The sequence below is a fragment of the Mycobacterium dioxanotrophicus genome (genome assembly GCF_002157835.1).
Taxonomy (GTDB): domain Bacteria; phylum Actinomycetota; class Actinomycetes; order Mycobacteriales; family Mycobacteriaceae; genus Mycobacterium; species Mycobacterium dioxanotrophicus.
This window is the reverse complement of record NZ_CP020809.1, coordinates 3,147,773-3,172,560: the sequence shown is the minus strand read 5'-3', so window position 1 is coordinate 3,172,560 and position 24,788 is coordinate 3,147,773. Positions and strand designations below refer to the sequence as shown.

The 24,788-nt window shown below is 66.7% G+C and carries 21 protein-coding genes; 7 read left to right on the top strand and 14 right to left on the bottom strand.

Translation table 11 applies throughout. The annotated features are described in order from the left end of the window. Positions 1-5 precede the first annotated feature (5 nt). Positions 6-395: a heme-binding protein gene (locus BTO20_RS15285; RefSeq protein ID WP_087077167.1), complete on the bottom strand. Its 390-nt coding sequence runs from the start codon at positions 393-395 to the stop codon at positions 6-8. Positions 396-943: 548 nt separating this feature from the next. On the opposite strand from BTO20_RS15285, the gene BTO20_RS39325 reads away from it, so the two are divergent. Both BTO20_RS39325 and aceA read left to right on the top strand, forming a co-directional pair. Further along, on the top strand, positions 944-1,249 hold the full coding sequence (locus BTO20_RS39325) for a hypothetical protein (RefSeq protein ID WP_157680222.1): 306 nt from the start codon (positions 944-946) through the stop codon (positions 1,247-1,249). 169 nt (positions 1,250-1,418) lie between these two features. Continuing rightward, complete coding sequence (gene aceA, locus BTO20_RS15275; RefSeq protein ID WP_087077163.1) at positions 1,419-3,707, top strand: isocitrate lyase ICL2; 2,289 nt, start codon at positions 1,419-1,421, stop codon at positions 3,705-3,707. Positions 3,708-3,714: 7 nt separating this feature from the next. Here the strand turns inward: aceA and BTO20_RS15270 are convergent, their stop codons facing one another. The 3 genes from BTO20_RS15270 to rnhA form a co-directional block, all read right to left on the bottom strand. Beyond that, positions 3,715-4,452, bottom strand: coding sequence for a potassium channel family protein (locus tag BTO20_RS15270; RefSeq protein WP_087077161.1), 738 nt, complete (start codon positions 4,450-4,452; stop codon positions 3,715-3,717). Continuing rightward, the gene (locus BTO20_RS15265; protein ID WP_087082117.1) at positions 4,449-5,780 is read right to left on the bottom strand and encodes an acyltransferase family protein; all 1,332 of its coding nucleotides are present in this window, start codon (positions 5,778-5,780) and stop codon (positions 4,449-4,451) included. The genes BTO20_RS15270 and BTO20_RS15265 overlap by 4 nt, the downstream gene beginning before the upstream one ends. A gap of 78 nt (positions 5,781-5,858) precedes the next feature. After that, on the bottom strand, positions 5,859-6,347 hold the full coding sequence (rnhA, locus tag BTO20_RS15260; protein WP_087077159.1) for a ribonuclease HI: 489 nt from the start codon (positions 6,345-6,347) through the stop codon (positions 5,859-5,861). 117 nt (positions 6,348-6,464) lie between these two features. Here rnhA and BTO20_RS15255 point away from each other — a divergent pair, with 117 nt between their 5' ends. Continuing rightward, the gene (locus tag BTO20_RS15255) at positions 6,465-7,121 is read left to right on the top strand and encodes a glycoside hydrolase (RefSeq protein ID WP_087077157.1); all 657 of its coding nucleotides are present in this window, start codon (positions 6,465-6,467) and stop codon (positions 7,119-7,121) included. Between the two features lie 25 nt (positions 7,122-7,146). On the opposite strand, the gene BTO20_RS15250 is transcribed toward BTO20_RS15255, so the two are convergent. After that, the gene (locus BTO20_RS15250; protein ID WP_087077154.1) at positions 7,147-8,367 is read right to left on the bottom strand and encodes an oxygenase MpaB family protein; all 1,221 of its coding nucleotides are present in this window, start codon (positions 8,365-8,367) and stop codon (positions 7,147-7,149) included. 69 nt (positions 8,368-8,436) lie between these two features. On the opposite strand from BTO20_RS15250, the gene BTO20_RS15245 reads away from it, so the two are divergent. Then, positions 8,437-9,075, top strand: coding sequence for a TetR/AcrR family transcriptional regulator (locus tag BTO20_RS15245; protein WP_087077152.1), 639 nt, complete (start codon positions 8,437-8,439; stop codon positions 9,073-9,075). Positions 9,076-9,083: 8 nt separating this feature from the next. Here BTO20_RS15245 and BTO20_RS15240 read toward each other — a convergent pair whose 3' ends face one another. Then, a complete protein-coding gene (locus tag BTO20_RS15240; protein WP_087077150.1) occupies positions 9,084-9,722 on the bottom strand; it encodes an FMN reductase in 639 nt (212 codons plus the stop codon). Further along, on the bottom strand, positions 9,719-10,813 hold the full coding sequence (locus BTO20_RS15235) for an LLM class flavin-dependent oxidoreductase (RefSeq protein WP_087082115.1): 1,095 nt from the start codon (positions 10,811-10,813) through the stop codon (positions 9,719-9,721). Before BTO20_RS15235 ends, BTO20_RS15240 begins: the two co-directional genes overlap by 4 nt. A 102-nt stretch (positions 10,814-10,915) precedes the next feature. Between BTO20_RS15235 and BTO20_RS15230 the strand changes: the two genes are divergently transcribed. Beyond that, positions 10,916-12,430: an MFS transporter gene (locus BTO20_RS15230; protein WP_087077148.1), complete on the top strand. Its 1,515-nt coding sequence runs from the start codon at positions 10,916-10,918 to the stop codon at positions 12,428-12,430. Here BTO20_RS15230 and BTO20_RS15225 read toward each other — a convergent pair. From BTO20_RS15225 to BTO20_RS15195, 7 genes are all read right to left on the bottom strand, one after another. Further along, a complete protein-coding gene (locus tag BTO20_RS15225; RefSeq protein WP_232491147.1) occupies positions 12,414-12,734 on the bottom strand; it encodes a DUF732 domain-containing protein in 321 nt (106 codons plus the stop codon). The genes BTO20_RS15230 and BTO20_RS15225 overlap by 17 nt on opposite strands. 58 nt (positions 12,735-12,792) lie before the next feature. Continuing rightward, a complete protein-coding gene (locus tag BTO20_RS15220) occupies positions 12,793-14,157 on the bottom strand; it encodes a flavin monoamine oxidase family protein (RefSeq protein WP_087077144.1) in 1,365 nt (454 codons plus the stop codon). A 119-nt stretch (positions 14,158-14,276) separates the two neighbouring features. After that, complete coding sequence (locus tag BTO20_RS15215) at positions 14,277-16,298, bottom strand: serine/threonine-protein kinase (protein ID WP_087077142.1); 2,022 nt, start codon at positions 16,296-16,298, stop codon at positions 14,277-14,279. 2 nt (positions 16,299-16,300) lie between these two features. Further along, positions 16,301-17,242, bottom strand: coding sequence for a glutamate ABC transporter substrate-binding protein (locus BTO20_RS15210; RefSeq protein WP_087077140.1), 942 nt, complete (start codon positions 17,240-17,242; stop codon positions 16,301-16,303). Positions 17,243-17,261: 19 nt separating this feature from the next. Next, positions 17,262-18,200, bottom strand: a complete 939-nt coding sequence (locus tag BTO20_RS15205; RefSeq protein ID WP_087077137.1) for a glutamate ABC transporter substrate-binding protein — start codon at positions 18,198-18,200, stop codon at positions 17,262-17,264. Further along, positions 18,200-19,504, bottom strand: a complete 1,305-nt coding sequence (locus BTO20_RS15200; RefSeq protein WP_232491146.1) for a hypothetical protein — start codon at positions 19,502-19,504, stop codon at positions 18,200-18,202. The genes BTO20_RS15205 and BTO20_RS15200 overlap by 1 nt, the downstream gene beginning before the upstream one ends. Positions 19,505-19,633: 129 nt before the next feature. Beyond that, a complete protein-coding gene (locus tag BTO20_RS15195) occupies positions 19,634-21,106 on the bottom strand; it encodes an APC family permease (RefSeq protein ID WP_269770355.1) in 1,473 nt (490 codons plus the stop codon). Positions 21,107-21,332: 226 nt separating this feature from the next. Here BTO20_RS15195 and BTO20_RS15190 point away from each other — a divergent pair, with 226 nt between their 5' ends. Beyond that, on the top strand, positions 21,333-22,949 hold the full coding sequence (locus tag BTO20_RS15190; RefSeq protein ID WP_087082111.1) for a LuxR C-terminal-related transcriptional regulator: 1,617 nt from the start codon (positions 21,333-21,335) through the stop codon (positions 22,947-22,949). A gap of 271 nt (positions 22,950-23,220) precedes the next feature. Further along, positions 23,221-24,738, top strand: coding sequence for an MFS transporter (locus BTO20_RS15185; RefSeq protein ID WP_087077133.1), 1,518 nt, complete (start codon positions 23,221-23,223; stop codon positions 24,736-24,738). Positions 24,739-24,788 lie beyond the last annotated feature (50 nt).

Genomic DNA, 24,788 nt, shown 5'->3' with positions numbered 1-24,788 from the left:
CGTACTTAACTTGCCATCGCGTCGAACAGCCGCGCGATGTCTGCGGGCGCAACCTGCACGTTGCACTGTTGGCGCAGTGCGCGCAACGGCTGCGCGATGCGTTGCAGATCGGCCCACTCCTGCGGATGGGCGACAAAGTACGTCCGAATCGCGCCCTCAGGGTCTGGCGACCCACCGGCGTTCGTGACCGCGTCGTTTGCGCCAGGATGGCTGGCCAGGTAGTCGCCCGTCTGCGCACCTACTGAGCCGATTGCGCTGGACAGCCCTGCCGCCGTGCATCCCGGCTGGGCGGCAGCTGTCGGCAACGCAATCGTGGTGGCCACGAGTGTTCCGACGGCACCGCCGATACATGCGCCGACGAGTCCCCGACGAATGCCGATGGTTGGAATATGCATTTCCTCACCCCTCTGATCGCGACCCCGACGCAGAGATAAAAACTTACCCGGGTAGCAGACCAAATTTCGGCGTGTTGCCGTATCGCCAAGGCGATCGACGTGAGTCGATCCTGCGATTCAGGTCCGTCGACAACGCCGGTCAGCCACGCTGGTATCAGGTCACCAAAGGGGCTGTGGATATGTGCGGATCCATTCCTGGCTGGTTGCGAGCCTGTGCAGGGTTGCCATTCGTCACTGTTGTTGCGCTGCAGACGGCAGGGTATGTCGGCGCCAACCCGGAAGCAACGGACGTCATAACCGTCGCGGCCGTCAACGCCAACGGTGAACCGGCCAACGGCTATTGGGTGGCCGACCGGACTACCACATCGGTGAGCGTCAGCGGTTGCCCAGGCCCATCGCCCGCCGCCGTGGGCAACAACATCTACTCCTGCGAGCCGAGTGAGGCCGGCGCCAACATATGCTGGCCGGCCCCCGCGTCGCTGTTGTGTGCGCGCGATCCGTGGAACAGAGCACTTCGTCGTTTTGCTTCCCCTGGCACACTCCCCGCGGTGACCCCGCCGGAAACACCGATGCCGTTCGCGCTGGTTCTGGATGACGGCACCCGCTGCGTGCTACGCGCCGGCGACGAGTGGGGCGGCCGCGCTGACGGCCTGGTTCCGACATACGGCTGTGGCATGGCGAATTGGTCGTATGCGGTTCTGGCATCGCCTGACCAGAACCCCGCGGCGGCGGTTGACCGCTCGCAACCGCTGTGGACGGTGCAGACCGGCGAGGTCGGTCCGCCTACCGCCGGATTCTTTCCCCCGCGGCCGCGCAAGGTGATGACGGCGTGGTTCGCCGGCAACACCGGCTGAGCTTCGTTCAGATCGGCCGGGCTTGTCGATGAGGTTGCCCGGCAGCCTAGGGCGTCGACGTCGTCGACAGATCCGTTCTGCGGTAAGCACTTCGGCGAACCCGTTCCGCAGCCGCTCCTCGCCCGCGATGATGGATACCAGACCCGAGTTCGACGAGGAGCGGAGACTCATGTCCACGATCGAAACCAATGCGCCCGCCAGCACCCCGTTCGACCAGGATGTCGCTGCGACGCAGGAGTATTTCGACAGCCCGCGCTTCGACGGCATCATCCGGCTGTACTCGGCCCGTCAGGTGGCCGAGCAGCGCGGCACGATCCCGTCCGACTATCCGGTGGCCCGCGAGGCCGCGGCGGCGTTCTACCCGCACCTTCGGGAGCTCTTCGCCCAGAAGAAGAGCATCACCACGTTCGGCCCGTACTCGCCGGGTCAGGCAGTGGTGATGAAGCGGATGGGTATCGGCGGCATCTACCTCGGCGGGTGGGCCACCTCGGCCAAAGGGTCCATCAGCGAGGATCCCGGGCCTGATCTGGCCAGCTATCCGCTGAGCCAGGTACCCGACGAGGCAGCCGGGCTGGTGCGCGCGCTGCTCACCGCCGACCGCAATCAGCAGTATCTGCGGTTGAAGATGACCCCCGAGCAGCGGGCGGCCACTCCGGCGGTCGACTACCGGCCGTTCATCATCGCCGACGCCGACACCGGCCACGGCGGAGATCCCCACGTACGCAACCTGATCCGGCGTTTCGTCGAGGCCGGCGTGCCGGGTTATCACATCGAGGACCAGCGGCCCGGCACCAAGAAGTGCGGCCACCAGGGCGGCAAGGTGCTGGTTCCGTCGGACGAGCAGATCAAGCGGCTCAACACCGCCCGCTTCCAGCTCGACATCATGCGGGTCCCCGGCATCATCGTCGCGCGGACCGACGCCGAGGCCGCCAACCTGATCGAGGGCCGGGCCGACGAACGTGACCAGCCGTTCCTGCTCGGCGCCACGAACCTGAAGATCCCGTCGTACAAGTCCTGTTTCCTGGCGATGATGCGACGCTTCTACACCCTCGGCGTGACCGACATCAAAGGCCATCTGCTCTACGCCCTTCCCGAAGGTGAATACGCCACCGCGGAAGCCTGGCTGGAACATCAGGGCATCATGGGCCTGATCGCCCAGGCGGCGGCATCGTGGCAGCAGAACCCCGACCAGTCCCTCGACTCGCTGTTCGACGGGGTGGAATCGCGGTTCGTCGAGGCGTGGCAGGACGACGCGGGGCTGCAGACGTACGGGGACGCGGTGGCCGAACTGCTCGAGTTCCGTGCGCGCGAGGGCGAGCAGACCGCGATGACGACTGCGGAATGGCGCAAGTTCGCCAAGACCGCGTCGCTGTACGCCGCCCGGGAGAAGGCCAAGGAGCTCGGCGCCGACGTGGGCTGGGATCCCGAGCGGGTCAAGACCTCTGAGGGGTATTACCAGATTCGTGGCGGCATCCCGTATGCGATCGCCAAGTCACTGGCGGCCGCGCCGTTCGCCGACATCCTGTGGATGGAGACCAAGACGGCCGACCTCGACGACGCCCGGGAGTTCGCCACCGCCGTCCACGCGGTGTACCCCGACAAAATGCTGGCCTACAACCTGTCTCCCTCGTTCAACTGGGACACCACGGGCATGACCGACGACGAGATGCGCCGGTTCCCTGAGGAACTCGGCAAGATGGGCTTCGTCTTCAACTTCATGACCTACGGCGGCCATCAGATCGACGGCGTGGCCGCCGAGGAGTTCGCCACCGCGCTGCGGCAGGACGGCATGCTGGCGCTGGCCCGGTTGCAGCGCAAGATGCGTCTCGTCGAATCTCCTTACCGCACACCGCAAACCCTCGTCGGCGGGCCGCGCAGCGACGCCGCGCTGGCGGCCTCGTCCGGACGTACGGCCACCACCAAGGCCATGGGTAAGGGGTCCACCCAGCATCAGCATCTGGTGCAGACCGAGGTGCCCAAGAAGCTTCTCGAAGAGTGGCTGAAGCTGTGGAGCGAGCACTATCAACTCGGCGAGACGCTCAGCGTTCAGCTCCGGCCGCGACGCGCGGGCTCCGATGTCCTGGAGCTCGGCATCTACGGGGACAGCGATCACAAGCTCGCCGACGTCGTCGTCGACCCCATCAAGGACCGCCACGGCCGCAACATCCTCACGGTGCGCGATCAGAACACCTACGCCGAGAAGCTGCGGAAGAAGCGGCTGATGGATCTCATCCACCTGTGGTTGATCCACCGGTTCAAGCCCGAGATCGTCTATTACGTGACGCCCACCGAGGACAACATCTATCAGACCGAGAAGATGAAGGCGCACGGCATCTTCAGCGATGTGTACCAGGAGGTCGGCGAGATCATCGTCGCCGACGTCAACAAGCCCCGCATCGAGGAACTGTTGGCCCCCGACCGCGAGGCGCTGGGGCGGCTGATCCGCAAGGAGGATTAGGTCGGCGTCAGTTTGCGGAGGTCCGTGCGGTGAGCTGTCCCAGTTCGGCGCGCAGCGCACGGATCTCAGACCGCAGGTCCTCGATGTGCTCGACGGTGGCGGCCTGCGAGGTGGTGTCCTCCTCGGCGACCCGCTGCACGATCCACGACGCGATCGTGGCGGTGATCGACCCGACGAGGCTGATGCCGCCGATCATCAACAGCGCGGCGATGATCCGGCCGGTGGTGGTGACGGGATATTCGTCGCCGTAGCCAACGGTGGTGATCGTCGTGATCGACCACCACAGCGCCTGGCCGAACGTCGTGATGCCGGCGCTGGGATCGTCGCGTTCGGCTTGGAGGACCGCCAGGGATGCGACGTACACCAGCAGCGCCGCGCCGACGAACGTGTACACCACCACCCGTCCACGGATGGCGTTGCCTACGGCCTTCTGCAGCACCGTGATCAGAATCACCAAGCGCACCAGACGCAATGGCCTGATGAGCGGAAGCGCCACGATGGCGAGGTCGAGCAGGTGCCGACGGAACCACCGCCACCGGTCGGGGGCCAACCACAGGCGCACGGCGTAGTCGACGGCGAAGGCACCCCAGCACAGCGCCGTCAACACGCGTACCACCTGCGCGGTGAGCCCGTGCGGCTGTTCCAGGACGTCGACCGAATACCCGATCAGGAAGATCACGGCGACCGCGGCGAGCGGCCATTCGACACGATGTTCCCAGCGGTCCAGCGGTTCTTGTGCAGTCACCCCGAAAGTGTGCGATACGCCGTTGAGCCAACGGTAGATCCTGCGCACGCCCGTGCGCCCAGCACCGCAATCAGGAAGCAGCCCAACGCTGTCCAGCCGATGACACCGCTGAGCCCGCTCTTGGCCATCAGCACCAGGCCGGCCCCGGCCAGGCAGACCAGCACGCCGGTGGCCAGTGCCCAGGTTCCGGTGGGGCGCACGCGTCCGTCCCACCACGGCAACGCCCGATGTTCCAGCGGCGACAGCAGCCGGAAGGCCACCGCCATCACGACGGCGAACACCACGGCACGCAAGGCGAGCAGCCCCCAGAAACCGGGTGCGTGCGGGTCGAAGGCGTCAAGACCGAACGCGTGCAAGGTGAATGTGGCGATCGCGATGGCCGGAATGTGCCACAGGTACAGCGTCATCGCTCCTCCGTTACCGACCGCGACGATCCGCCAGACCCGCGGTCGTTCGGCCCAGCGCCGGATGGCTCCGGCGGCCGCCACGAACAGGCAGGACATCCATGTGCAATGCAGGGCGAGCAGCAGTGTCGGGGGCGACACGTTCGACACCCGCTCGGTGCCGGTGACCACCAGAGACACGTCGTACGGGCCGTGGGCCGCGAGGAAGATCTGCGTGACGAACGCGGTCGCCGCCGCGAGCAGGGCTGCGCGCACACTGATCAGCCGACGTGCGTAGGCCACCCCGATGACCACGGGGATCAGCCAGACGATGAGCAGGTTCGCGGTGCCTGCCGCGGCGTCGTCGACCGCGAATCGTAGGGCGTCCATCGCCGCGGCGGCCACGATGAGTGCAAGCACCACCGCCGCGGCCGCCGCACCGCTGGACAGCCGAGTCAGCGCGGGAACGAACGCCAGCACCACCAGGTAGACGCCGAGGAACCACAGCAGCGCAACGCATTCCCGCCCGAGCGCCTCGGCGGATTCGGGTCCCATGGTCACCTGCACTGCGATCAGGGCCACGGTCCACACCGCGAGGTACCAGAAGGCCGGCCGGCACAGGCGCTGCGCGCGGGTCAGCAACCACGCGCCCCACGACGTAGTCCCGTCGGGGTGCCAGCTGTAGGCGCCTGCAGCCCCGCCGGCGACGAAGAACAAGGGCATGACCTGCAGGAGCCAGGTGATCGGGGCGAGCCCGGGGATGGCGCCGAGGATGTTGCCGATCTCCACACCACCGGCATCGATGGTGGCCAGCAGCAGCGCGCAGTGCCCGAACATGACCACGACGAGTGCGCCCAGCCGGGCCACGTCGACGGCGCGGTCGCGCTCGGGCTTCGCCACATCGGCCGCGGCGCCGGCAGACGACATCACATGAGAATCGGGCATGTCCATAGTCTGCCGCTGCGTGGGGGTGGCGCCGCAGAGTACTTGTACCTATATTTCGGCCGATCCCGAAAGAGGCTGTCATGACCGGCCTCTCGACCCGCGGGTGGAGCCGCCGAACTCGATCGCACCGCGGGTGGCCAATTGGTCTGCGAGTTCGTTGCCTTCGTGTCCGGCGTGGCCTTTCACCCAGCGCCATTCGACGGCGTACCTCGCCGCGGCGGCGTCCAGCCGGCGCCACAGATCGTCGTTCTTGACGGGTTGGCCGGCTGCGGTTCTCCAGCCTTTGCGCTTCCAACCCTCGATCCAGCCGGTGATGCCTTGGCGCACATACTGACTGTCGGTCCACAGCTGCACCGGGTACGGCGTGGTGATCGCTTCGAGGGCCATGATCGCGGCCAGCAGTTCCATCCGGTTGTTGGTGGTGGCCGTCTCGCCGCCGTAGAGCTGCTTCTCGTGCACGCCGAAGCGCAGCACCGCGCCCCAGCCGCCGGGTCCGGGATTTCCGTGGCACGCACCGTCGGTGTAGATCACGATCGTCTGGGTGGCGGTATCGGTCACGCGGACCATCACATCAGGGGTCGGGGTGCCCGGGTCCGGCCGGGGTGGCAAACCGCGCGTTGGCATCGCCGACGAGATAGCCGAGTCCGCGATGCGGCGTGCGGCAACTCAGTAAACTAGCTGCCCGTGAGCGGGAAACTGTCAGCCAACGGCCGCGGTCGGCTGTTGGCGCTCGCCGCATCGGTGACCGTGGCCGCCGCCATGTTCTACGTCCAGAGCACGGAGCATTCGGGGCAAGTCGAGAACCCGGCAGCGCTTTCGGCCCCGCACTCCGCGCGTGCCGTCGCGCCGTCTGTGGCGCCGGTCCCGCCCGAGGCGGCTCTCGTGGCGGCCAATGCGCCCGTGGCGGCCCGCGACTTCCAATTCCCGCTGTCGGCAGGCAAGGCACCCGAGCAGGGCTTGCAGATCCACACCATCTGGGTGGCCCGCGCGATCAGCATGATGTTTCCCGACATCACCACCATCGGCGGATACCGCCAAGATCCGCTGAAGTGGCATCCCAACGGTTTGGCGATCGACGTGATGATCCCGAATTACCACTCCGAGAAGGGTATTGAGCTCGGCAATCAGATCGCCGGTTTCGCGTTGGCGAACGCGAAACGATGGGGTGTGCTGCATGTGATCTGGCGGCAGGGGTTCTATCCGGGTATCGGGGCACCGAGTTGGACGGCCGACTACGGAAACGAAACGGCCAACCATTTCGACCATGTGCACATCGCGACCGACGGGGGCGGGTATCCGACCGGTCACGAAACCTACTTCCTGGGTTCGATGAACCCGTAGGAATCCGAATTCGACTGCGCCGCAGTCAAGCTGCGCTGCCGAAAGGTGCGGCCGACCCTCCGATGGAGGCAGCGCTGTCGCCGATGATGGTGTGCAGCAGGGCCTGCTGCTCACGTCGGCCGCGCGCGACCGCGCGGTCCATACCGCCGGGCAGTGTCATCGCCCCGATGCTGCGGATCACGTTCGCCGGCACGCGCAGTACCGGATACCACGGAGGCATGTAGACGGGCAGGCCGAGGGTGCGCATGGCACCTGGTCCGAGAAAGGCACTGGTGATCGACAGGTGCTGAGCCCAGGCCAGCCGCCGGCGCAGGCGGCCCATGCCGCGGTAGTGCCACGACAGCGGGTCTTCGGCCATCGGCACGGACAGCTGACGGGTGGTTTCGTCGGGGTTCGCCAGCGCGGTGGAGGTGTGGTACAGCACGCGCACACTGTCGCGAAAGCTGCGGGGCAGCCATTCGTCTTCGACACCGATGAGCCAGCCGACGTAGCGGGTCACGTGCGCGATGGCATCGAGTTCGCCCGGCGCGGGCAAGATTCCCATGCCGAGCGAGGCGACGGGAGGCGCGACGAGCGCGCCGACCAGCGTCGCGGCCATATCGGTCTGGTTGACCGGCACACCCCACTCGTCGGCACGCCAGTCGGGCATCGCCGATACCTGCCTGCGCACGAACGCGTGGATCAGCCTCACCCGCACGGTGGATCGGTAGCCGATGCCGAGTGGATCGAGACCACCGTCGGAGATGACATCCATGGCCCACTGCATGGTCTCGGCGAAACGCTGGTTCGAACCCTTCTCCAAAGCCCCTGTGCGCAGCAGGGTTTTGTTGAACCCCGCGAACTGGTACCCGCCGAGCAGCGATACGTCACGCGCGATGGACATGCCGTCGGAACCTCCGCGAAGCAGTGCGCGCTGCCCCTTGCGGAGCTTGTCGCGGTCGACCCAGTCCGGAACGGTCTCGATGCGAATGAAGAACTCCCGCAAGGGTTCCGGCGCATCGGGCACGTTGCCGATACCTTCGGTGAGCGCACGCTCGAACACCGCCTTCGACTGCGCCATGCCCGCTGAGGCCATCCAGTCGACCAGGCGGTCCATGGGTTCGTCGCCGACGGTCAGTCGCTCCCCCAGTCGGCGCCACTGGTCCGCGTCGGGGTCCCGCAGGCCGAGCATCGACGCGAAGATCCGCATCGCACCGGGAACCGGCAATGGGCGCTGAGGATGGCGAGCCGGCACGGGCAGGTTCATCGACGACCTCCTGACCATAACTGACTACATGCGTAGTCCGAACATAGGCTTGGCGGTAGGCTGCTGTCAATGAAGCGCACGCAGGTGGTGCGCGGATACGGCGGCATCAGTGCGGCCGACCGCCGCACCGAACGTCGGAGCAAGCTGCTCGCCGCAGGCCGCCGGATCTGGGGTGAATCAGGGGTCACCGAGGTGACCGTGCGTGGCGTGTGCGCAGCGGCCGGCCTCACGTCGCGGTACTTCTACGAACAGTTCCCGAGCCGCGAAGAGCTGCTGTTCGCCATCTCCGACGACGTACGCGACGAGTTGATCAGCGCGCTCGTCAACGCCGGTGTCGGCGACCCGGGCACCCTCACCGACAAACTCCGCTCAGCCCTGACGGCCTTCCTCGACATCATCGCCGCCGACCCGCACATCCACCGCATCGCCACCGGCGACGTCAGCAGCGTCGCCGGACTGACCGAGCACCGCACCCGCATACTCGACATGATCACCGATCTGGTGGTACAGCACGCTCCATCCGTGCTCAGCACGGAGACCCCGAACGAAACCGACCTACGCCGCAGCGCACGCTTCATGGTCGGCGGCGTGAACCAACTCATCGAGGCCTGGCTCGACGACCCGCAGGAGAGCAGCCACGAATTGGCTACGGTATGCGCCGATCTGTGCGTCGCCGTCGTGCGCGGAGTCGCACCGACCGACAAATAGCCCGCGAATCAATCTTCGACCGTCTCGCCGCCGTCCCGGGGCCGCCAGCCTGCCAGAAGCTGCTCCATGTCGGTCAACTCTTCGGTGAACACGTCGCGCCGAACCCGCTGACCGCACGCCTGTAGCAGCCGGACGAAGTCATCGGCGGCCTTGCCGATCCGCAGGGCGAGCCCTGACCCGCGCCCACCGAAGTCATCGGTGGCGGCGTACACCCCGGTGGGCGATACGACCGCGTGCAGATACGAGAACATCGGCCGCAACGCGTGTTCGAGCACCAGTGAATGCCGTTCGGTGCCGCCGGTCGCGGCGATCAGTACCGGCATGTCCGAAAGTGTCTCTTCGGGAAGCACATCGAAGAACGACTTGAACAGACCGCTGAACGAGGCGTTGAACGCCGGCGTCACGGCGATGACCCCGTCGGCATCCGCGACGGTCTCGAATGCCGAACTCAGCTCAGCCGAGGCGAATCCGGCCAGCATCGCATCCACGATCGCGCGGCCCAGGGGCCGCAACTCGATCACCGTCGCGCTCACCGGGAGGTTCCGCTCGGACATCGACGACTCCACCGCGGCGGTGATGCGATCCGCGAGAAGCCGGGTCGACGACGGCTCACGCAGGCCGCCACTGATGACTGCCAACTTGGTCATGGCTGCTCCTCTGCGCTCTCGGCGGCGGCCCGCACGAGCGACTCATGCGTCGGAGCGTCGGGTACGCGATCGGGCCGACCGATCGCAAACTCCTTGCGCAGCACCGGAACGACTTCCTCGCCCAACAGGTCGAGCTGCTCCAGCACCACCTTCAACGGCAGGCCGGCATGGTCGATGAGGAACAACTGCCGCTGATAGTCACCCGCGTAGTCGCGGAAGCTCAGCGTCCGATCGATCACCTGCTGCGGCGAACCGACCGTCAGCGGTGTCTCGGCAGCGAACTCCTCCAAACTGGGCCCGTGCCCGTACACCGGAGCATTGTCGAAGTAGGGCCGGAACTCGGCGATCGCGTCCTGACTGCGGGGCCGCATGAACACCTGTCCGCCCAGGCCGACGATGGCCTGGTCGGCACTGCCGTGCCCGTAGTGTTCGAACCGCTGCCGGTACAACTGCACCATGCGTTTCGTGTGCGTGGCCGGCCAGAAGATGTGGTTGGCGAAAAACCCGTCCCCGTAATAGGCCGCCAGTTCTGCGACTTCGGGGGTACGGATCGAACCGTGCCAGACGAACGGCGGCACCCCGTCGAGCGGTTGCGGTGCGAGGGTGAATCCCTGTAGCGGCGTGCGGAATTCACCGCTCCAGTCGACACTCTGCTCCCGCCAGAGCCGCCGCAGCAACCGGTAGTGCTCGACGGTCAACGGAATCGCCGCCCTGATGTCCTGACCGAACCAGGGGTACACCGGACCGGTGTTGCCGCGGCCCAGCATCAGGTCGACCCGGCCGTCCGAAAGATGTTGCAGCACACTGAAGTCCTCGGCGATCTTCACCGGATCATTGGTCGTGATCAACGTGGTCGACGTGGACAGGATGATGCGCTGGGTCAGCGCCGCGATGTAGCCCAGCAGGGTGGTCGGCGACGAGGGCACGAACGGCGGGTTGTGGTGCTCGCCGGTGGCGAACACGTCGAGCCCCACCTCCTCGACCTTCCTCGCGATGGCCACGGTGGCGCGAATTCGCTCGGCTTCGGTCGGTTTTCGACCGGTCGTCGGATCCGCCGTGACATCGCCGACCGTGAAAATCCCGAATTGCATGCCCGACAAGCGCATCCCCCAATCCGTGGCCGCACCCGATGTCAACGGTACGCGCCGCGGCGTTTGCGCATCAACGGACTGCGTTGTGACAATCAAGGGTGCATGGACGAGACGCCTCGCGGACACGGCCGCGGCGACCCTTCGGGCACCCCGCCACGGGTTCCCCTGGCGTCGCCGGCTGCACGGTGGCTCGTCGCCGCCGCGGTACTCGGCTCGGGCATGGCGTTTCTCGACAGCACCGTGGTCAACGTCGCACTGCCGGCGATCGGGCGGGATCTGGACACCGGGCTGACAGGTCAGCAATGGGTGCTCGACGGCTACCTGCTGTCGCTGAGCGCGCTGTTGCTCTCCGGTGGCGCGGCGGGTGATCGGTACGGTCGCCGCCGGGTCTTCCTCGGCGGGTTGGTGCTTTTCACCGTGGCATCAGTCGTGTGCGGCGTGTCCCCGACCGTCGGCTGGTTGATCGCTGCGCGCGTTGTCCAGGGCATCGGGGCAGCTGCACTGGTGCCCGGCAGCCTCGCCATGATCGACGTCGGGATCAGGAACGACGACAGGGCCCAGGCGGTGGGACTGTGGGCGGGGATGTCCGGTGTCACCTCGGCGCTCGGGCCGTTCATCGGGGGCTGGCTGGTCGACGCCGCGTCGTGGCGGTGGGTGTTCCTGTTGAACGTTCCGCTCGCCGTGGCCGCCATGTGGATAACCGTCCGCCACGTCCCCGAGTCCCGCGCCACCGATACCCACGGACACCCGGACCTCGCGGGTGCTGCGGCAGTCATGATCGGTCTCGCCGGCGTGATCTACCCGTTGATCGAAGTTCCGTCCCATGGTTGGACGGCGACCGCAGTGACCGCCGTCGTCATCGGTGTCCTCGGGCTCCTGGTCTTCGCCGTGATCGAGACACGCGTGCAGGCACCGCTGCTCCCGTTGGGACTGTTTCGATCGCGGCAGTTCAGCGGCGCCTACCTCACCACCTTCGCCGTGTATGCCGCGCTCGGGGGTGCGCTGTTCCTGCTGACCTTGCAGCTGCAGCAGAGCCTGCACTACTCGGCCTTGGTTGCCGGGGTGGCAACCCTGCCCATCACGGTGATCATGCTGATTGGCTCGCCATGGGCCGGTTCGCTCGCCCAGCGCACCGGCCCGCGGTTACCCATGACCGTCGGTCCGCTCGTCGCGGCGGCCGGGCTGGCCTTGATGGCCCGCATCACCCCGGGAGCGTCATACCTTTCCGTGGTGCTGCCCGCCGTCGTCGTCTTCGGGCTCGGACTGATGATCACCGTCACCCCACTCACCGCGGCCGTCCTGGCTGCCGTGCCGGAAAGTCAGGCCGGCACCGCGTCCGGGGTGAACAACGCTGTCGCACGACTGGCCGGGTTGCTGGCCGTCGCGATGCTGCCGGTGGCAGCCGGCATCAATCCTGGTGTGGGAGAGCCCTTGGGCCACGGATTCTCGACGGCGATGCTCATCGCCGCGGCCGCGGCGGGATGCGGGGGGATCATCGCGGCGGTGACCATCCGCACCGGCACCGACGTCGCCCACCACGTGCTGGCCGGGACGAACCAGGCCTGCCAGCATCCATGCACGAAGACTGCCGATTCTGGCGCTAGGCGCCGGGACTGACGTTGCGGTCCGGGCAGTAGTTGTGCAGCGCTGCGGCCACGACCAGTTGGGCTTTGCCGTAGGGATAGGCCGAACGGGCCTCCGCGATCTGCATCGCCAGATCACCCGTCTGCATGGCCGGGTCCTCACGCGCGGTCGAGCACGTCTGCTGGCCGAGCTGGATCAGTGTGTCGCGGTTGTCGTCGGACACCGGCAGGCCCGTCGAGGACAACTCCTCCAGGTAGCCCTGATCATCGGCGACAGCGGCCGGCGCGAAGGCGATCCCGGCAACAACCACCAGCACCGGGGCGATGAGCGTCTTCATGATCGACATCGTGTCAGATCCCGTCGGGAATCCGCCGGACGCTCGCCGGGCCGACGCGCTACACCGCGACCACGGCGTCGGCCGCCATCACCTCCGTGGCCGCACGTTCACCGGATCTGACGGCGCCGTCGATCCAGCCGCACATGACGGCCGAACTCTCGGTGCCGGCCCAGTGAATTCGCCCGCACGGCTCGCGCAGGGTGTGGCCGAACTGGGTCAACACCCCCGGCGGTGCGTGACTGATCATCCCGCCGCCCGAATAGCGCTCGACCGTCCAGTTCTGCTCGTGATAGCTCACCGCGCATGCGGCCTTCGCGCCGAACCGGTCGATCAGCTCACCGAGTACGACGGTCTTGCGCTCGTCCGGATCGAGGAGGCCGAGGCGGCGCGCCGCAGGCCCTTCGGTGATGACGCACATGATCCCGGGGACCGCGATATCGGTACACGCGTCGATGGTCAGCGTGGCAGCGCTGCCCGGTGCGGCCGATTGCCCGCACAAACCGTCGGCGCGCCAGAACGCGCTGTCGTAGACCACTGAGATCTTGAACACGGCGCCACTGGGCATGCGCTGGTGCAGAAACGCTCGGTCGACGGGAAGCATTGGCTCGTAGGCGATCTGGTCGGCGACGGCCAAGGGGACGGCGACGATCGCGCGGCCGGCTCGCACGGTGTCGCCATCGGCATGCACGGTCACCCCGGCATCGTCCTGCGCGATCAGGCCCACGAGCCGCGAAAGACGCAGTGCGTCACCGAGTTCGGCGGCCATCGGACCGTAGATGGCCCCCATACCGCCGTGCACCCGCGCATCCTGGGAGCCGTCCTTCGTGGAGATCACGAAGATCGGCCCACCGCCCGAGCCCATCTGGTGAAGGGCCCACAGCAACGACACCTCCGAGGCCGCCGACGTGTAGACGCCCGCCAGGGCCATGTCGAGCATGTCGCGCGCCTGCTTGGAGTGCACGTGGTCATGCAGCCACTCCCCCAACGTGGTTCGGTCCCACTCGGCCGCCCTCTTGGCCTCCCAGGGCGCCTCGAACGGGATCGACTTGCACATGTGTCCTACTTCGAGCAGTCCTGCCCCGAGGTTGGCGATCGACCACGGGCTCATCGACCACGGAATCGTCCCGGAGTACCGGTGTTGCTTACCGTCGACGATCATCATCGCGTCGCCTTCGATGTACTGCTTGTACTCCTTGATGCCGAACTCGGTCATCAACGCCTTGATGCGGTCCTGCCCGGGGCCGATCCAGGCTCCGCCCCGGTCGATCCACGTCCCGTCGGGCCGCACCTCGGTGAACGTCCGGCCGCCGACCCGGTCGCGCGCCTCCAGCAGCACCACAGAACGGCCCGCCCGCTTCAGGCGCAGTGCCGCGGTCAATCCGGCGAAACCCGCACCGACCACGCAATAGTCGACGTCTGGCATAGGTCACCCCTTCGTTGAGTGGGCCCGGTGACCAGACCTCAACCTACGCCGATCCGCACGCAGGCGGTATCCCGATCAGCAAATAATGACGAGGCGGTCAATCCGGCGGTGGCACGCCCTCACAACCAGCTCGGCGGTCTGATCGCATTCGCGAAATCGACCAGCGTGTAGCGGTGCCGCCGCCGCGGCGAGTGTCGCGCCAGTTCGCGCAGCGCCTCCTCGATGCCCATACGCAGGCCCCGCTGGTCCAACGGATGACCGAAGAAGGGTTGCTCCGATGACGCGACGGCACCCGACCGCACCCAGTCCAGCGCGATGCCGAGGACGAACGCGCGGATCTGCAGGGCGCGCGGCTCGGTTTCGGACAACCGACCCAGCCGACGAGCCGCGTCGCGCAGGTCCGCCTCGGTGATCTCATCGCCGGGGAGCCCGTCGAACAGGATCACCACCGAGGTGAGTTGAGCCTCCCCGTAGTGGCGCGATGTCAACGGAACCTGGTCGAGCACCTCGATCGCGCCGGCCCGATCGCCACGGCCGGCCAGCAGGCGTGCCAGTCCGAACGCTGCGTTCACCATCGACGAGTCGGTGCGCCACAACGTCCGGTAGTACCGCTGCGCCATCTGCCGCAATCGTTCGGTGTCCGGCGTGTCGGGAGTATCCAGCAGCAGCTCCGCGGTCGCTGCCGCGGCGAGCTTGGGGGCGGCTTCTCCGGGCAGGAGGCCCACCACTCGTTCGAAACACGCCAGGGCCGTAGCGAGATCGCCACCCTGGAGCCCGGAAATCCCGTCCTCCCAGTCCTCACGCCATTCGTCGTCCGGATCCTCGACGGGTATCGGGCTCGGCAGGGCGCGGGCGACATCGGCTGCGTTGAGCCGGACATTGCGTCGGCGGCCGTCGACGAACACGTCGGTGCCCTGCAACGCCAGGTCGGCACCGCACGTGGAGCGGGGCACGCTGAACAGCGTCGAGACCCGCGGACACGGCGAGCCCGTCTGTTCGGCGAGGATCTCGTGCAGCACCCCCTTGCACTGGTCGGCCATTTCGTCCACCGACGAAAACCGTTGCATGGGACGAGGATTGGTGGCACGGACCAGCAGCCGGTAGAACGATTCATACCGTTCGAACAGCGGCACCTCGTCACGGTCGGGCAACGTCTCGGCATAGCGGTCGTTGGGCAGATCGACCGTGAGCTTGGCCAGCGTGCGACCCACGGTGTAGACGTCCGTGGCGATGGTCGGTCCGGTCCGCACGATCTCGGGTGCCTGAAAGCCCTTGGTGCCGTAGATGTATCCGAAGTCACCGATGCCCGACACCGCACCCATGTCGATCAGTTCGATGTTGTCTTCGGTGAGCATGATGTTCTCGGGTTTGAGGTCGTTGTACACCAACCCGAGCGAGTGCAGGTAGGACAACGCGGGCATGACGTCGAGCAGGTAACCGAGCGCCTGTTCGACGGGCATCATCTGTTGATCTGCTTTTTGCGTGCGCGGAAGCTCATGCTCGCCCGTGCCGGCGGCGCGTTGCTTGGCCAGGACGGCTTCGAGCGTGGTTCCGCCGATGTACTCCATCACGATGTAACCGACTGGGCGCCCGTCGAATCCGGGATGTTCGACGAAGTTGTAGATCTTGACGATGCCGGGGTGGTTCACCATCGCGAGAAACTGACGTTCGGCGACGGCGATCGCCTGCGCCTGCTGTCCTCCGGGCTGAAGCAGACCTTTGAGCACCACCCAGCGATCGCTGACGTTGCGGTCCACCGCCAGATAGATCCAGCCGACTCCGCCGTGAGCGATACAGCCCTGGACCTCGTACTGTCCCGCCACCAGCTCCCCGGTCTCCAGGTGCGGCGAGAACGAGAACAACGTGCCGCAGTGCGGGCATACGCCGTCGGCCGGCCCGGGCTTACCGGCGCTTCCCCGCCCGACCGGCCGCCCGCAGTTGCCGCATACCCTTTTCGACTCGGAGACAACGGGATTGGTGAGGATCGCGCTCGTAGGCTCGATGTCCTCCCGGATCGGGATCTCGACGAGGCCCTCACCGATCCGCCGCCGCCCGGTGCGCAGCCGGGGCCGGGTGGCCTCGACCTTGACCGGTGCCGATTCGGTCACCAGGACGGCTCGCGTTCCCTCTTCTTCTGCCATGCTCAATCCCGGTACCTCGGCTCCGGCGGACTCGGCGCAACACCGAGAACGTTGAACCACTTGCGGTACAGCGCCTCCCATGTCCCGTCCCGCCGAATCCGGTCGAGGCTGGCGTTGACCGCCCTGACCAGGTCCTCGCGGGATTTGTTCACCCCGATGCCGTAGGGTTCGTTCTCCAAACTGGGCCCGACCAGGTGCAGGTTGGGATCCTGGACGGCCATGCCTGCCAGGATCGAGTCATCGGTGGTGACTGCGTCTGTCTGCCCCTGCTGAATCGCCACCAGGCAATCATCCCAGTTCTGAACGCCGAGCAAGGTTGCCGCGGGCGCCACCCGGGCGGCAGTGGCCAACGATGTGGTGTCGACCTGCGAGCACACCCGTTTCCCCGCGAGATCACCCGGCCCCTGTATCGGCGAATCCTTCGGTACGAGTAGTCGCTGGTGCGCATCGAAATACTCTGTGGAGAACGCGATCTGCTCGGCGCGGGCGCACGTGATCGTCATTGCCTTGACGACGATGTCGACGGTCCCGTTCTGCAGGTTGCTGATCCGCTCGATCGACGTGAGCAAGCGGAACTCCACCTTGGCGGAGTCACCGGTCAGGTCACGGGCCACCTCGCGCGCGATGTCGACGTCGAATCCCTGCAGGTGGCCCGACGCCGGATCGCGAAAGCTCAACAGGTTGGTGCTCTGATCGATGCCCACGATCAGCCTGCCGCGCTGCCTGATCGCCTCAACGGTCGGCCCGCCCTCCGTTGATGGGCGCAAACTCGCTGTGGCATCGCAACTCTCGACGGGTACGCCGGGCACCCGCGATGCCACGGCAGCGCCACTGGGCAGCGGCAGGGTCGTGAGCGAGGCAGGCACCTCGACAAGCGGCTGCACTGTGGAACATCCCGTCACCGCTGTCGCAGCCAGGACGACAAGTCTGGTGACGGCGCGCATACCCTCTTGGCAGGCCATGTCAGTCCCGGTACTTCGGTTCGGGTGGACTGGCCGGGCCGAGCATACTGAACCACTTGTGGTACAGCGCTTCCCATGTCCCGTCCCGCCGAATGCGTTCCAGGCTGGCGTTGACCGCGCGTACCAGATCCTCCTCGGACTTGTTGACCCCGATGCCGTAGGGTTCGTTCTCCAGGGCGGGCCCGACGATCTCCAGATTGGGATCCTGACCGGCCATGCCGACCAGAAGCGAATCGTCGGTGCTTGCCGCATCCACCTGACCCTGCTGAAGTGCCACCAGGCAGTCGTCGAAGTTCTGCACGCCCACGATGGTTGCCGCCGGAGCAACCCGGGCGACCGTGGCGATGGACGTCGTCGCCAGCCCGGAGCACACCCGCTTGCCTGCCAGATCGGCCGGCCCGCGCACCGGCGAACCCCGTGGCACCAGCAGCCTTTGGTGTCCTTCGAAGTACACCGTCGAGAACGCGATCTGTTCGGCGCGGGGGCACGTGATGGAGGTCGCCTTGGTCAGGATGTCGACGGTGTTGTTCTGCACCGCGGGCATCCGCTCCGGTTCGGTCAGCAGCCGGAAGTCCACCTTGTTCGGATCACCGACCAGGTCCCGGGCGACTTCGTGGGAGAGGTCGACGAGAAAGCCCCGCAGTTCGCCGGTCACAGGGTCACGGAAGCTCAGTGGATTGGTGTTCTGGTCTATTCCGACGATCACCCAGCCGCGGCGGCGGATCGCCTCCACCGTGGGTGCGGGCGCGGTCGACGGGCGCAGACTGGCTGTGGCATCACAACTTTCAACCGACGCACCGGAAACCGACGGTGCGACCTCGGCACCGCTCGGCAACGGCATGGTCGTGAGCGAGGCCGGTACCTGGACGAGCGGCTGCACCGTGGCGCATCCCGTCAGCAGTGTCGCTGCGAGGACGAGAAGCCCGGTGCGGGGCCGCATCAGTGGTACTCGTTCAGTCTCGGTGCGACACCAGCGGCAACCGCGAGTGCCGCCAGCACGCTGATGGCCGCGGCACCAGCAGGAAGTGCGCTCAACGCAATGTATGCACGGGTGATGCCGTCACGCTGGCGTTGCCGCAATCGCGCGATGTCATCCCCCAAAGCCTGATCCAGCCGGGCGAACTGGGCCGTCGAGTGTTGCAGCCCGCCGTCTCTCGCGATTGCCACTGCCCCCGGATAGTCGCCGCCGACCAGCTTGTTCCGGATCTCGTTGTGGGAGCTGATCCAGCCGTGCAGAGCATCGGCTGCCCCGTCAACCTGGTGCTTGTCCAACAGCCATCCGACCTGCGCGGTCCGCTCGTCGAATCTCATGTCGGACATGGTGTCGGAGCCCCGCTTGAGCAGTCCGAGGATCTCGTCCGCGCGGGCCTGTTGCACGAGTATCCGGGCGGCCACGGCGACGCCGAGCGGTTCGCCTCCCTGAGTGCGCGCACTGTTCGCGGCGTGCGCCGACACCAGTCCGGCGGCGGTCAGCCACACCGTGAGTACCGCCATCAAAATCGACGCCACTGCCAGCCCTGGGTTGAGCCGCCGATGGCTGTGCCTGGCGAGAAAGATTTGCGCGACGATCAACAGCCCAACAACCACCGCGGCAGCGGCGATCACTGCATACGCCGGCGCCGCCGACCGCTGCGACGCGGTGACCGCGTCGATCTGGCTTCGGTACAACCGATCGGCATCCGGCAACATGGACTCCTGCATCAGCGTGGACGCTCCGCTGAGATACGCGACGCCGATCGGGAGGCCGTCACGGTTGCTCGCACGAGCCGTCGCCATCATTCCCGTGTACAGCGCCAACTGATTGGACAGGTCGGTCAGCAGCGTCAACGAGTGAGTGTCGTTGGCCGCCACGCCGTTCGACGCGGTCACCAGGCCGGCGGAAGCCTGTCCGATGTCTGCGTCGTAGCGGTCCCGGATCTCGCGGGGCTCGACACCGCCGGCCAGGAACGCGGTCGCCGCAGTGGTGTTGGCCGATGACAAGGCGCTGTAGATCCGCTGCGCTGCATCGGAGAGCGGTTCGGTGTGTGACCCCAAGCTGCCCAGTTGTTGTTGTCGGCTGGACACAGTGGCCGACGACGCCACCCCCACGGCGAGTATGACCGCCACCAGGACCACGGCCATCACCGCGATCCGCCCAGGTGTGGCTCGCAAGAAGTCGACGATCGGGCGGTCCGGCTCATCGAGATCGACGAGCAGCGACTCATCGAGTGTGCGCGTCTGCCGACGCTCCACCTCACCGTCCACTCGTCTTCTCCTCATAGCCGGATGAATCGCACGGTAGCGCCTGTAAACGCGTTGTGTGGGTGGTTGCCTCACACAAAGTCGTCCCCCTTGGTCCGGGGGACCAAAGGGGACGACGGGTCGAGCGGGACTTCAGAACTGCTGGACTCCGGGCTCGCGCTCAAGAACCTCCCGCCGGCACTTCAACAGGTAGCCCAGGTACACCGCGCCGGAGAGAACCAGGCCGCCCACGATCAGGAAGGTCGTCACCGTCGCCTCGGAAACGCTCACCACGAAGATCGCGATGAAGACCCAGGCCAGCGCGACCACCGCGACCGGAACCTCGAAGCGCCCCAGGCTGAAAGCGCCTGCCTTGCGTCCCAGCTTCTTGCGCACCACCAGGTAGAGAACGATGGTCAGGGCGTAGGGGATGTTGTTGAAGATCGCACCTGCCGTGATGAGTTGGATCAGGGCTCCGCCCGGCATGACCAGCATCACCACCACACCCAGGGCCAGCACCAGCAGCGTGGCCGGGATCGGGGTGCGGGTGTGCGGATTGACCCGGCTGAACATCCGGTGTGCGGGGAAGCGCTCATCGCGGGCCATCGCGAAGACGATGCGGGAGGTCCCGGCGATGGTGACGAGCGCGGCGCCGAAGAACGCGATCGCGATCACCAGCAGCAGCGGCCGTTCCAGAGCGGGACCGAACTGCTGGTTCATGATCTCGGCGACCGGCGACGCGCTGTTGGAGGCGGCGCCCATGTCCCGGATGGCCACGGTCAGTGCGACGATGAGGAACATTCCCAGGATGGCGGCGGCGACAACAGATCCGACGATCGCCCGGGGAACGGTGCGGTGCGCGTCCTTGGCCTCCTCAGCCATGTTCGCCGAGGCCTCGAAGCCGACCAGCGTCGAGAGGCCCATGATCATGGCTGCCATCAATCCGCCGCCGATGGCGAAGTAGTTCGTCGACCCTGCGGCGATGCCCTGCGAGAAGAGGTTCTCGGTCGAGCCGTGGCCCGTGAGCATGACCGCGGCGAACAGGGCGATGCCCAGCACCACGACGATCGCCAGTTCGACACCGACGGCCAGCGAGTTGGTCCAGCCCACGATGCGGGTCGAGTAGATCACGATGACGGCTTGGATCAACAGCAGTACCACCGTGAGGACGCGCCCGGTGGTCTCGCTCGGCGCCATGTTGAACAGCGGCATCAGACATTGGGTCGCCAGCGCGTTGTCGATTGCGACCGGGCTCAGCCCGATGTTCCACGCCGCGATCCAGCCGAAGATCCACCCGATCTTCGGGTTGGCCAACCGCGACGCCCACTGGTAAGACGAGCCGCTGAGCGGGATCCGCGCCGCGAACTGCGCGAACACCAGGGCCACCAGGATCTGCCCCACCGCGACGATCGGGAAGAGCCAGATGCCCAGCGGGCCCGAGTTCTTCAGGACCTGGCTGTAGGTGGCGAAGATACCGATCACCACGGACACCGACGCGAACGAGATCGCGAACATCTGGAAGGAACTGAGCGAGCGTTTCAGCTCGGACTTGTAACCGGACTCTTCGCAGAAGTCCTTGGCCGTTGCGGCGGTGGTGGCTGCCGGCTTGTCCAGGAGGGTCGTCACTTCGTCGCTCCGGAGGTGATGTTCATGGCGTCCGTGGCCTTTCGTGGAGTGGTCCGGGGTCTCACCGGGTGATCAATAAGCTATGGCGGGCGCCACACCCCGAGCTTCGGGCGAAAGCTGTGTTTGCCTGGCGAGCCGATGGTGCAAATGATGTAGACGCACGCAGAAGTCCCGCGCATTCGAGGAACACAGCGGCTGCCCCGGGGCTACCGTTATGCCGATCGACATGGCAGCAGACGGAACCGAACTCCTCGCCGCGCGCGATGCGTACACGCGCGGCGATTGGCGCGCAGCCTACGACTTGTTCGGCCGCAGCCAGGAACACGACCTGACCACCGACGACCTATCCGCGTACGGCATGGCGGCGTGGCGGCTGGGCCACGGCAGGCGCTCCATGCAACTCTCCGAGCACGCGTTCAACCGGCTGATCTCGGCCGGGGAAACGCACAACGCGGCGATGAAGGCCGTCGAGGTGGCCCTGCAGTGGTTCAACGGCGGCGACCTCACCATCGCCCGCGTCTGGCTCAACCGTGCACGTCGGCTGCAGGACAAGGAACCTGACGATCAGATCCTCGCGTACGTGCTCTACGTGGATTCCCTGGTCGCCATCGACGAAGGACGCAACGAGGTCGCCGCCCAGCTCGCCGACGAGCTCCATCAAGTGACCGAGCGCCTCAACTTACCCGGGTTCAACGCGCTGTGTTCGACCGCCAGCGGGGTCTCGAAGATTCCCTTCGCCCGCACCAGCGAGGCCTTCGCGCAGCTGGACGAGGCGATGATGCCGGTGCTGGCCGATCAGGTTCCGGTGGACTGGGCCGGGGACATCTATTGCGCGGTGATCTACGAGTGCCATCGGCTCGCGGATCTGGGCCGCATGAAGACCTGGTTCGAAGCCATGGAGCAGTGGCGCACCGGGCCGCAGGTCTCGGCGTCCTGGTACGGCACGACGTGCGAGTTCCACAAGATGGATCTGCACAGCGCCACAAAGGATTACCGGCAGGTCGAGGAGCGGCTGGTGAACGCTCTGGCCGCGATGGGCGACTTCCCGGCGACGGCGGGCAAGGGCTACTACGAACTCGGCGAGATCCGGCGCAGGCAGGGCAACATCGACGGTGCCCGCACCGCCTTCACCCGGGCCAGGGAACTGGGCCGCGAGCCCCAGCCCGGCGAGGCGCTGCTGCGGTGCCACCTCGGCGAGACCGCCGCTGCCGCAAGCGACTTGAGAATCGGGATCGACTCCGAGCACGACCCCATCAACTGTGTCCGGCTGCTGCCCGCGGCCGTCGAAATCGCGCTGGCCCGCGACCGTATCGACGAGGCGGAACACTACTGCGCCGAACTGGAGGCCGCCGCCGAGAAGTTCGACTCCCCCGGCTTCCGGGCATGGGCACTGCAGGCCCGTGGCGAGGTGCTGGTCAAACAGGGCCGCGAGACCGAGGCGTTACCCATCCTGCAAGACGCATTGCGGCGGTATCGGAACACCCAGTGCCGGTATGAGATGGCTCAGGTGTACGACGTGATGGCGCAAGCCCGCCGCGCGTGCGGTGACGCCACCGGTGCCGAATCGGACACGGCCAGCGCCGAATCGATCTATCAACAGCTCGGCGCCGAACCGAACCGGGCAGCCAGCACCGAGGCACCGGGCGGTCTCACCAAACGCGAAGTCGAGGTGCTCGCCCGCATCGCGGCCGGTGCGTCCAATCGTGAAGTCGCCAAACAGTTGTTCATCAGCGAGAAGACCGTCGGCCGGCACCTCGCGAACATCTACGTCAAGCTCGGCGTCTCATCACGGACCGCCGCGGCGGCGTGGGCGCATGAAAACAAGGTGCTGCCCACGGCCTGAGCGATGGTTGCTCCGGCGTGCTCATCACCGAGACTGACACCGGGGACAAAATCCGCGGTGCAGGTGTCCCTGGTGTCAGTCTCGGCGCGGTCAGCCAGTTTCCGCGGTCGGGCCCCTCGGCACACGCACGCCCCGACGGCCGGCATCTACATCATTTGACCCATAGCGCCGTCGAGAAACGCAGGTTTTGCCCGATTCGGCGCCCCTGGCTCCGCCCATAACTTTGTGGTCAACCGGTTGATCCGGACCGATCGCACAAGGTAGGTGCACTATGACGCGCCGTTGGCTGGCCCTGGCCGTGCCGAGCCTCGGAATTCTGCTGATCGGCATCGACGGCACGGTGCTGGCTGTGGCGACCCCCTTCATCAGCAAGAGCCTCGGAGCGACAGCGACGCAGGTGCTGTGGATCGGTGACATCTTCTCGTTCGTCTTGGCCGCCCTGCTCGTCACGATGGGCAGCCTCGGCGACCGGATCGGCCACAAGAAGCTTCTCCTGTGCGGTGCAACAGCTTTCAGCTTCGCATCGGCCGCGACGGCATACGCGCCGAGCGCCGAACTGTTGATCGGGGCACGGGCACTGCTGGGCGTCGCGGGCGCGACGCTGGCGCCGTCGACATTGGCGTTGATCCGCGGACTCTTCCCCGAACCGCGCGAACGCGGCGTGGCCATCGGCATCTGGGCGTCGGTGTTCTCCGCGGGCACCGCGCTCGGCCCGGTGATCGCGGGGCTTCTCTTGGAGCACTTCTGGTGGGGCTCGGTCTTTTTGATCAACGTGCCGGCGATCGTCATCGTCGTCGCCGCCGGCTCCGTATTGCTGCCCGAACACCGTAATCCCGGTCCCGGGCCGTGGGACCTACGCAGCGTCGCACTGTCCCTGATCGGTGTGCTCGGCCTGGTGTACGCGCTGAAGGAAGGTGTCGCCAACGGGCTGCGCATCGACGTTGCGCTGGCAGCCGGGGTCGGCGCCGTCGCGCTGGCACGGTTCGCCCGGCGCCAACTCAGCCTCCCCGTGCCGCTGATCGACATCCGAATGTTCTGCGATCGCGCGTTCTCCGGTGTCGTCGTCGCGAATCTGCTTTCGGTGCTGGGGCTTTCCGGCGTGACGTTCTTCCTGTCGCAGTTCTTCCAGCTCGTCGACGGGTACAGCCCGCTCGCCGCAGGACTCGCCGAGCTGCCCGCCGCGCTGGCTGCGACGGTGTTCGGTGTGCTGGCCGGGCTCGCCGTGCGGTTCTGGTCGCCACGCACGATCCTCACGGCCGGGCTGGCGCTGATCGGCGCGGCGCTCGCGTCGCTGACATCGATCACGCCGTCGACCACGTATCCCCAACTCGGGGTCGCGCTGCTGGTCGTCGGCGTCGGAGTCGGGCTGGCATACACCGTGTCGAACGATGTGCTGCTGGCCGTCGTACCCGCCGAGCGCACCGGCGCCGCGGCCGGAATCTCGGAAACCGCGTGCGAATTGGGGATGGCGCTCGGTATCGCGGTCCTCGGCTCGATCGTCGCCGACGTGTACCGCGGACTGACCATACCGCCTGGCTCCCTCGACGGCGTGGCTGTCCACGCCAGGGACTCGCTGGCCGCTGCGCGGCTCGCGGCCGAAACCCTGCCGCAAGGCCCGGCACACACCTTGCTGACCGCCGCGCAAGCCGCGTTCACCGACGGGCTGGCGACCGCCGCGGGTGTCGGTGCGGCACTCCTGCTGGCTTCGGCGGCATCGGTTTGGCTGCTGTTGAAACCGCGGGCGGTACCGGATTCGCCTGTTAGCCAGTGCATGCGGACGGAGCCGTAGACGTGGTCCGTTGCACAGGCAAATGCCAGCTATCTGTGACGTCAATTTGC